The sequence below is a fragment of the Frankia sp. AgKG'84/4 genome, assembly GCF_023242965.2.
In the GTDB taxonomy this organism is placed as follows: domain Bacteria; phylum Actinomycetota; class Actinomycetes; order Frankiales; family Frankiaceae; genus Frankia.
The window spans coordinates 1-5,351 of sequence record NZ_JALKFU020000362.1; the positions used below are offsets into that span (position 1 = coordinate 1).

Genomic DNA, 5,351 nt, shown 5'->3' on the forward strand with positions numbered 1-5,351 from the left:
GCGCACGGGCAGGGGCCGCACGCGGCCCACCGCGGGCCGGCGACAGTTCCGGGCTGCGGCGCCGGCCATCGACGTCACATCGGCGGGCGCTGGCGGTGCCTGGCGCAATACGGTGACGGGATGAGGCATGGTGACCCTGATCGGGACGACATCGGCGTGTTCGTCGCCCCGGCCGCGGCCGGTGGCACTGCCCGTGACGGCGATCGGTGACCGAGCCGGTCCGGCCCGTCCTGCTCGACGCCGGCGACCACGCGCTGTCCGGTCTGCTCGCGCCCGTGGCGCGGCCCCGGGGGACGATCGTGGCGCTGCACGGCGGTGGCGTGAACGCCACCTACTTCCACTGCGCCGCGGATCCGGAGCTCTCGCTGCTCACCGTCGCCGCCGCGGCGGGCTGGCAGGTGCTCGCGCTCGACCGCCCCGGCTACCGGGCCTCGGCGGACCTGAGCCCCGCCGAGCAGAACCTGCCCGCCGGCGCGCGGATGGTCCACCGCGCCCTGGACACGTTCACGGCGTACCAGGAGATCGGCGCCGGACTGTTCGTCCTCGCCCACTCCTACGGTGTGGAGCTGGCGATCCACCTCGCCGCCGAGCCGCGCGGGCGGGCGCTGCTCGGCATCGACGGGTCGGGCTCGGGACGCCGCTTCCAGCCTGGCCGCTTCGGCCTGGACCCGCACGCCGCGCCCCCGCGCACGGCCCGGGAGATCCTCGAGCTGTTCTGGGGCTCACCCGCCCTCTACCCGCCGGGGGTCCTGCACGCGCGCCAGGGCCTGCTCGAACCGGTGCTGCCCGGTGAGGCCGCCGAGGCGCCGACCTGGCCGGACGCCTTTCCCGCGCTGGCCGAGCGGGTCGCGGTGCCGGTGCGCCTGACGATGGCGGAGCACGAGCAGTGGTGGGCCGCCGACGACGCCGAGCTCGCCGCGACCGCCCGGGCGTTCACCTCCTCGCCGCTGGTCGAGACCGCGCGGCAGTCCGGCGCGCCGCACAACGTCAGCCTCAGCTGGGCGGCGCGTTCCTACCATCTCGCCGCGCTGGCGTTCGCCGAGCGCTGCCTGCTGCGGACCCGCCTCGGCGAGGGCCAGCTGCCGAGGCAGACCGCCCCGGCTCGCGGCTGACCGAGCCCGAAGTCCGCCCGGTCCCGGTGACCGGCCCGGCCACCGGCGACGCGCGGTGGACGGCCCGGCGCGCCGACGACCGGGCTCCGCCGGCGTATGAATGGTGGGCGCCCGGCCGGGGCGGCGCAGGACGGACGGAAGGAAGGGGAGAACCATGACCTCGCAGCGCCTTGCAGGCGGCACCTACCGGGTCGCGGACCTGGAGCTCACCCGGGTGGGCTACGGTGCCATGCAGCTCGCTGGGCCCGGTGTCTTCGGCCCGCCGAAGGACCGCGACGGTGCGATCGCGGTGCTGCGCGCCGCCGTGGACCTCGGTATCCGCCACATCGACACCGCCGACTTCTACGGCCCGCACATCACGAACGAACTCATCCGCGAGGCGCTCGCGCCCTATCCGGACGACCTGCACATCGTCACCAAGGTCGGCGCCCGCCGCGACGCCCAGGGCGGTTGGCCGCCCGCCCGCACCCCCGCCGAGCTGCGCAGCGCCGTCCATGACAACCTGCGCCGGCTCGGGCTCGACACCCTCGACGTGGTGAACCTGCGCGTCGGCGGCATCGAGGCGCCAGAACCCGGCTCGATCGCCCCGCAGTTCGAGGCGCTCGCCGAGCTGCGCGAGCAGGGCCTCATCCGCCACCTCGGGCTGAGCACGGTCACCGCCGAGCAGCTCGCCGAGGCACAGGTGATCGCCCCGGTGGTCTGCGTGCAGAACCTGTACAACCTCGCGCGGCGCGGTGATGACGAGCTGGTGGATCTCACCGCCCGCCAGGGCATCGCCTATGTGCCCTACTTCCCGCTCGGCGGGTTCGCGCCGCTGCAGTCCGACGCGCTGCGGGCCGTCGCGGACGAGCTCGGTGCGACCCCGATGGCGGTGGCGCTCGCCTGGCTGCTGCGGCGTTCACCGAACATCCTGCTGATCCCCGGTACCTCGTCGGTGGCGCATCTGCGGGAGAACATCGCCGCCGCCGACCTGGCGCTGGCGCCGGCTGTGGCCGCGCGGCTCGACCGCATCGGCGCCTGACCCGGCGCCACCACCGCGGGCCCGCGGGGATCCGGCCCGGGCCGCTATTCGCCACGCCGAATCGACGCCGGACATTGATGTGGTGCGAATCACCGAAGAAATGGTGGTGTGTGGAAGGTGGGATAGCGGTTTGCTTCCCGGCAGAAATCGACGCTCGCGGAAGGTTTGTTCAGTGCCACCCGACTATCTCCTCGACGAGGTCGGCGCGGTCTTCGGTGACCCGCGCGCAGTAGGCGTCCATGTGGATGGTCATGAGCCGTTCGGCGAGGTCGGCGTCGCCGGTGAGGACCGCCTGCGCGATGGCCACATGCGCCGCGACGGTGGATCGCCGTTCCGCCAGATCGTTGAAGACCGGCCGGTCGATGCGGGCGAGCGCGATATCCCGGATGGACTGGCAGACCAGCCCGAGAACGGGATTGCCGGCGGCGGCGATGAGCGTGGCGTGGAAGCTGGCCGCCCGGTCGCGGTAGGTGTCCGCGGCGCTGTCGGCCGGGCCGCTCGTGGCGAACTGTTCCAGGTCACCGACCCGGGCCCGGTCGGGATTGTTGGCGGCCAGCCGGGCCATCAGGGGCTCGAGCGCCGCCTGGCCGCGCAGGAGGTGGGCGTAGCGGGCCTGGAGGAGATGGAAGAACAGCGTCTCCGTGCGGGCCAGGAAGATGCTGCGCGGACCGACGAGCATCGGGCCGCCGCCGGGCCCGGGCCGGATGGTGATGAGTCCCTGCACCTCGAGGATCCGCAGCGCCTCACGCACCGAGCCGCGGCTGGCGCGGTACTTCTCGATCATCTCGGCCTCGCTCGGCAGATTCGTGCCGCGCGGCATACCCGCCAGCCCGCGAACGATCTCCCGCGCCAGCCGGAGGGGAACTTTCTCAGCGCGCATCAATCAGGGATCCGTGACGCTGGACTGGCGGGGCCCGGCATGTGGGGGATGTCCCTTCGCCGCTGTGGTGGTGGAGCCGAATCGGTCGGTCCGGCCGGAATCCAGGCCCGCCGCGAAGACGCGCCGGCCAACCGGACAATGCGAGAATAGCAGCACCGGTATTCGCTCATTGTCGGGGCAACTACCGCTATCCGGCGGCACCGCTCACGCTTTGTCGGACCGGGTCGACGATCGCGGGACAGGCCAGCGGGAGGGAGTCGGCCGCGCTGGTGGCGACCGGGAACGACGCGCGTCGACGCCGGACTGACCATCATGTTTGCCTGTTTTTTGGTCGGTGGCCATCCGGCGGTGGGGGCGGGCGACCCACGGCGGGCCTACGTTCGGCGCCATGCCTGTGAGTCCATCCGATGAGGTTGTGGCGTCCGGCGTTCCGGCGCAGATCGCCCGCGACATGTCCATGGCGGAGCAGCACGACTGGCTCCAGACCTTCCTTCGCCGCCGCCCCGTGAGCCGACGCGGTGTGCTGTTCGGCGGCCTCGCCGGCGCCGGCGCCGCGACTCTCGGGGCGACCCCGTTCGGCCGGGCCGCCTACGCGGCGAGCGCCGAGGCGCCGCTGCTGGTCGGCGGCCGGCACACCGCCTTCGGCGCGGACCCCGCCCGTCAGCTGCGCCTCGCCGGACAGCTGACCCGCAACCCCGGCCGCGGCCGGGTCCTGCTCGACATCGGCCCGACCCGCGCCCTCGGTGGCACGGTGGAGGCCGAGATCCGCCCCCTGCTCTCCCAGGTGCCGCAGGTCGACGGCTCGATCCTGTCGGTGGAGCAGTTCTACGTCCACGCCGCGTTCGACCGGCTCGCCCCGGGCCGGGAGTACTACTACCGCTTCCGCGTCCCCGGCGGCGCCGCGACACCGGTGCAGGCGGTGCGCACCGGGCACGCGAAGGGCCGCGACGGCGGGTCATTCCGCTTCACGATGATGGGCGACCACGGCTCGAACGCCACCCCGTCGGGCGACCCCAAGGGCGTCTTCGACGACAACTACTACAAGCCCGACAACGAGCCGACGGTCGCGCACGCCTCCGCGATCACCGCGGCGATCGCCCGCCTCGACCCGGCGTTCCACCTGCTCGCCGGCGACATCTGCTACGCCGACCCGTCCGGCGCCGGCAAGCCGCCCAAGCGCACGACCACCGGCACTCCGCCCGACGGCTTCGACAACTACGACCCCACCGTCTGGGACGTCTACCTGTCGGACATCGAGCGCAGCGCCGCCCGCACCCCGTGGATGTTCGCCACCGGCAACCACGACATGGAAGCGCTCTACTCGCCGCACGGCTACGGCGGCCACGCCGCCCGCCTGGACCTGCCGACCGACGGCCCCCAGGGCTGCCCGAGCGTGTACTCGTTCGTCTACGGCAACGTCGCGGTCCTCTCGCTGGACGCCAACGACGTCAGTTTCGAGATCAAGGCGAACACCGGTTACTCCGGCGGCGCGCAGACCTCCTGGGTCGAGCGGACCCTCAAGGCCTACCGCGCCGATCGCGACCTCGACTTCATCGTCTGCTTCTTCCACCACTGCGCCTACTCGACGACGTCGCAGCATGCCAGCGACGGCGGCGTCCGCGCCGCGTGGACGGCGCTGTTCGACCGCTACCAGGTCGACCTCGTGCTCCAGGGGCACAACCACCTCTACGAGCGCTCCGACCCGATCCGCGGCAACGCGCCCACCCGCGAGGCGCTCGACGGCTCCACGATCGAGCCGGCTACCGACGGCACGATCTACATCACCGCCGGCAGCGCCGGCCGCCCGCGCTACGCGTTTCAGACGGGCGAGCCGGAGTCCTACCGCGGCAAGATCGCCCCGGCGTCGAACGTCGTGCCCAACAGCTACGTCTGGGCCGCCGACGGCACGAAGACCCCGGAGTCGATCAGTTGGTCGCGGACCCGGTTCGACAACTACGCGTTCGTCGCCGTCGAGTCGACCCCCGGCCGCCCCGGCGGCGCATCGACCCTGACCATCCGTGGCATCGACGAGCACGGCGCCGAGTTCGATCGCGTCACCCTGCGCCGCCCCGTCCCGAAGCGCCACTGAGCACGCGCCACACCTGAGCACCCGCCACACCAACACCCCATCCTCACGCACCCCAGTCGGGTCGTGGCCAGGCCGCAGGTCGCACCCCGGCCACGACCCGCGGTGCCGCCCGGCACCCGCGCCACGCGGACGGCGCGGCGGCGCCCGCAGGGAGCATCGTCAGGACAGGGCCCAGCCCGTGAGGGTGGCGGCGATCGCGACGAAAGTCGCGAGCTTGCCGCGGCTGCTGCCCTTGCCCCAGGCCACGGC

The 5,351-nt window shown here is 73.1% G+C and carries 5 protein-coding genes; 4 read left to right on the forward strand and 1 reads right to left on the reverse strand.

Features of this window, described 5'->3' with window-relative positions; translation table 11 throughout:
• The 3 genes from MXD58_RS19035 to MXD58_RS19045 all read left to right on the forward strand — a co-directional run.
• Nucleotides 1-210, forward strand: a 210-nt coding sequence (locus MXD58_RS19035; RefSeq protein ID WP_250609663.1) for a hypothetical protein, incomplete at its 5' end; no start/stop codon positions are given.
• The gene (locus MXD58_RS19040) at nt 207-1,112 is read left to right on the forward strand and encodes an alpha/beta fold hydrolase (RefSeq protein ID WP_248837085.1); all 906 of its coding nucleotides are present in this window, start codon (nt 207-209) and stop codon (nt 1,110-1,112) included. The genes MXD58_RS19035 and MXD58_RS19040, both read left to right, overlap by 4 nt.
• Before the next feature lie 154 nt (nt 1,113-1,266).
• Entirely contained in the window at nt 1,267-2,133 is an 867-nt protein-coding gene (locus MXD58_RS19045) for an oxidoreductase (RefSeq protein ID WP_248837084.1), read from the forward strand.
• 169 nt (nt 2,134-2,302) lie between these two features.
• Here MXD58_RS19045 and MXD58_RS19050 read toward each other — a convergent pair whose 3' ends face one another.
• Entirely contained in the window at nt 2,303-3,013 is a 711-nt protein-coding gene (locus MXD58_RS19050; protein ID WP_248837083.1) for a FadR/GntR family transcriptional regulator, read from the reverse strand.
• Nucleotides 3,014-3,428: 415 nt separating this feature from the next.
• Between MXD58_RS19050 and MXD58_RS19055 the strand changes: the two genes are divergently transcribed.
• Nucleotides 3,429-5,102: a metallophosphoesterase gene (locus MXD58_RS19055; protein WP_250609664.1), complete on the forward strand. Its 1,674-nt coding sequence runs from the start codon at nt 3,429-3,431 to the stop codon at nt 5,100-5,102.
• Nucleotides 5,103-5,351: the final 249 nt, after the last annotated feature.

Bases quoted from the DNA above. Each gene is read 5' to 3' on its own strand.
- MXD58_RS19045 (WP_248837084.1), top strand. From the start codon at position 1,267: ATGACCTCGCAGCGCCTTGCAGGCGGCACCTACCGGGTCGCGGACCTG.
- MXD58_RS19050 (WP_248837083.1), bottom strand. From the start codon at position 3,013: ATGCGCGCTGAGAAAGTTCCCCTCCGGCTGGCGCGGGAGATCGTTCGC.